This is a genomic window from Rhizobium sp. PEPV16, from assembly GCF_008919455.1.
GTDB classification, from domain to species: domain Bacteria; phylum Pseudomonadota; class Alphaproteobacteria; order Rhizobiales; family Rhizobiaceae; genus Rhizobium; species Rhizobium leguminosarum_Q.
This window is the reverse complement of sequence record NZ_VSZV01000132.1, coordinates 1-2597: the sequence shown is the minus strand read 5'-3', so window position 1 is coordinate 2597 and position 2597 is coordinate 1. Positions and strand designations below refer to the sequence as shown.

3 protein-coding genes are annotated in these 2597 nt (G+C 63.3%); 1 reads left to right on the top strand and 2 read right to left on the bottom strand.

What is annotated here, in order from left to right; genetic code table 11:
- Window positions 1-483, top strand: a 483-nt coding sequence (locus tag FY112_RS02320) for a succinylglutamate desuccinylase/aspartoacylase family protein (protein ID WP_181018129.1), incomplete at its 5' end; no start/stop codon positions are given.
- Window positions 484-498: 15 nt separating this feature from the next.
- On the opposite strand, the gene FY112_RS02315 is transcribed toward FY112_RS02320, so the two are convergent.
- The gene (locus tag FY112_RS02315) at window positions 499-1683 is read right to left on the bottom strand and encodes a hypothetical protein (protein ID WP_151517559.1); all 1185 of its coding nucleotides are present in this window, start codon (window positions 1681-1683) and stop codon (window positions 499-501) included.
- 100 nt (window positions 1684-1783) lie between these two features.
- Window positions 1784-2597: sugar phosphate isomerase/epimerase (locus FY112_RS02310; protein WP_151517558.1), on the bottom strand; the 814-nt coding region annotated here is incomplete at its 5' end.

Here is a 2597-nt window from a genome sequence, read left to right as displayed (position 1 = left end):
GCCGCGCATGCCTTCATCGCCGATAACGGGCCGACCGCACCGACATCGATGGGGGCTGCGGCAAGGGCCGGAACCATCGGTCTTTCCGGTGAGTTCGGCGGCGGCGGCACCGTGACGCCTGCAACAATGGCCTTCACGGCGGCGGCGATCGACCGGCTATTAGTGACACTCGGCATCGTCGAGCGTCCGGTCCTGTCGCGCGCGCCGCTCACCGAGCCGGGACCGTTGCAGCTGCTGTCATTATCCCGCCACAGCCAAGACATCTATGCGAACCATAGAGGCTGGTTCGAGCCGGCCGTGGCCCTCGGCGCCACCGTTGCCGCCGGTGAGCTGGCCGGGTGGTATCATAATCTGGAACGTCTGGAGCAGCCGGAGGAAGAGCTGCGCTTTGCCGAGAGCGGCATTGTCATTTCCCACCGGCTGCATTGCGACAGCCAGGCCGGCGACTGCCTGATCCAGGTCGCCGAACCGATCGCATCCTGAGGAGTGCTGATCTGCTCAAGCGACTGCGTCGACCGCTGTCTTGACCCAGTCGAGGCGCTTTGCCGGTATCAGGCCGTAGTTGTAGAAGTTCACGCCGTCAGCGCCGGCATCGACGGCGGCCTTGGCGCGTGCGGCCAGGATCGCCGGCCCGCTGACCTCCGGATAGAAGACGCGCAGGCCTACCCCGAGGAACTTGCCCGGTCCGATTGCCGCCCGGCCGGTTCGAATGACATCAGTGACGCCATCCGGTTCCATGTCGTAGCAGCAGAGGATCGCCCCGTCGCAGAGCTTGCCGGCGGCGGCGAGATCGACGCCGCCGAGCCATCCGTCCTTCAGGTCGATGAGCACGATGCGTGTCGCCGGATCGGCGGCCGCCTTGATCTCACCGATCAGGCTTGTCACCGGTTCGCTACGCCAAATGAGATAGGCATGCAGATCGGGATGGTCGCGAAAGGCATCGATGCCGGCTGCCGGGAAGTCCGGGAATTGCCGTTCCGGGACAGCTCGTTCGCAAAGTTCGGCGATGAAGCGCGCGACCGTTCCGCGCGCGCCTTCGACCGGCGCGCCGGCCCTTTCGGCGCGCGCCGAGCAATGGTTGCAGAAGCAGAGCGACAGCAGGAAATCATCTTCGGCGTTCAGGCCGACGCCGTCTTTCTCGTGATGGTATTCGTGCGCGAATCCCATGAAGTTCGGGCTCTCGAGTTCCACCATATCGGGCCGGTAGTTCGTCGTGATGTCGCGAACAAGGGTGACGGCATAGGCCCGCGCCGCCGGGCTGGAGGGGCAAAGATTGTAATAGTTGGGATTGCCGAAGGCGTTTCGCGTCACATGATCGGGATGCAGCATACCGAGACGCGTATTGTGCAGGCAGACCGTCCAGCAGGAGACCTTGAGACCCGTCGCCTCGCGTCCCTTGACGAGCACTTCCAGCATGTCGCCGCGCTCAGTGACATTCCCCGCCATCAGCGGCCGGATCAGCTTATCCCGCCACAGGCTTTCATCCGCCCGGAAGTAGACCGTCCCGTCTTCGGGGAAATAGGCCTTCTGCCGCGGGCTGCGCGGCTGAAGGAACCGGCCGGCGTGATAGGAGGTCGCCAGGCTGACCGTATTCAGGCCCGCGCGGCCGTCAAGCTCGGCGGCAAAGGCGTCGAGCCCCTGGTCCTGGATATCCCAAGGGTAAGTCCACATGGAAAGATGCATGGCGTGCTCCCGTCAGTCTGTCCATTTTATAGAACACGTGTCCATAATAGTGTCCAGACTGATCTTTCAGCGCGGGCGAACGACCGCCCGCGCCTGCTCATCAGCGGCTGATCGTTGCCTGCAGCGCGTCGATGGAGGACTGGATGCCCGCTTCGGTCGACATGGTGAAGTCTTCCATCTCGAGGCTGACCCAATCGTTGTAGCCGACCATGCGCACTACCGAGAAGAATTCCTTCCACCATTGCAGGTCATGGCCGGCGCCGACGGCAACATAGTTCCAGCTGCGGTTGGCGACGTCGGTTACGTCCTTGAGCTCGAGCAAGCCGTTGACGTCGGCGAGGCCGCGCTCGATGCGGGTATCCTTGCCATGGCAATGATGAATGGCATCGCCCAGAGCACGAGCGGAGGCAATCGGGTCGGCGCCCATCCACATCAGATGCGACGGGTCGAGGTTCATGCCGACTTTCGGACCGACTTCGTTGCGCAGGCGGAAGAGGGTCTCGGGGTTCCATACGAGCATGGCCGAGAAGTTTTCCAGCGCATATTTTTCGACGCCGACTTCATCGGCGAGCTTGACCAGGCCGTGCCAGAGCGGGAAGGCCCGATCTTCCCACTGATATCGGTCGCGCTCAGGCATCTCGTTCGGCCAGCTCTTGGTGTAGACCAGCCAGTTCGGCACTGTGTCGCCGGGGGCGGCTTCTGGCAGGCCGGACATGGTGACAATCTTCTTCACGCCGATTTCGCCGGCGAGCCGGATGGTCTCTTCCATTTCCTTGCGGTGGCGCTTGCCCATGTCACCCGGATCGAGCGGGTTTGCCGAGCAATTCAGTGCGGCGACTTCCAGGCCGCGGGCTTCGATTTCCTTGAGCTTGGACTTGAGCAGGCCCCTGTCAGCCAGCAACTCGTCCGCACGG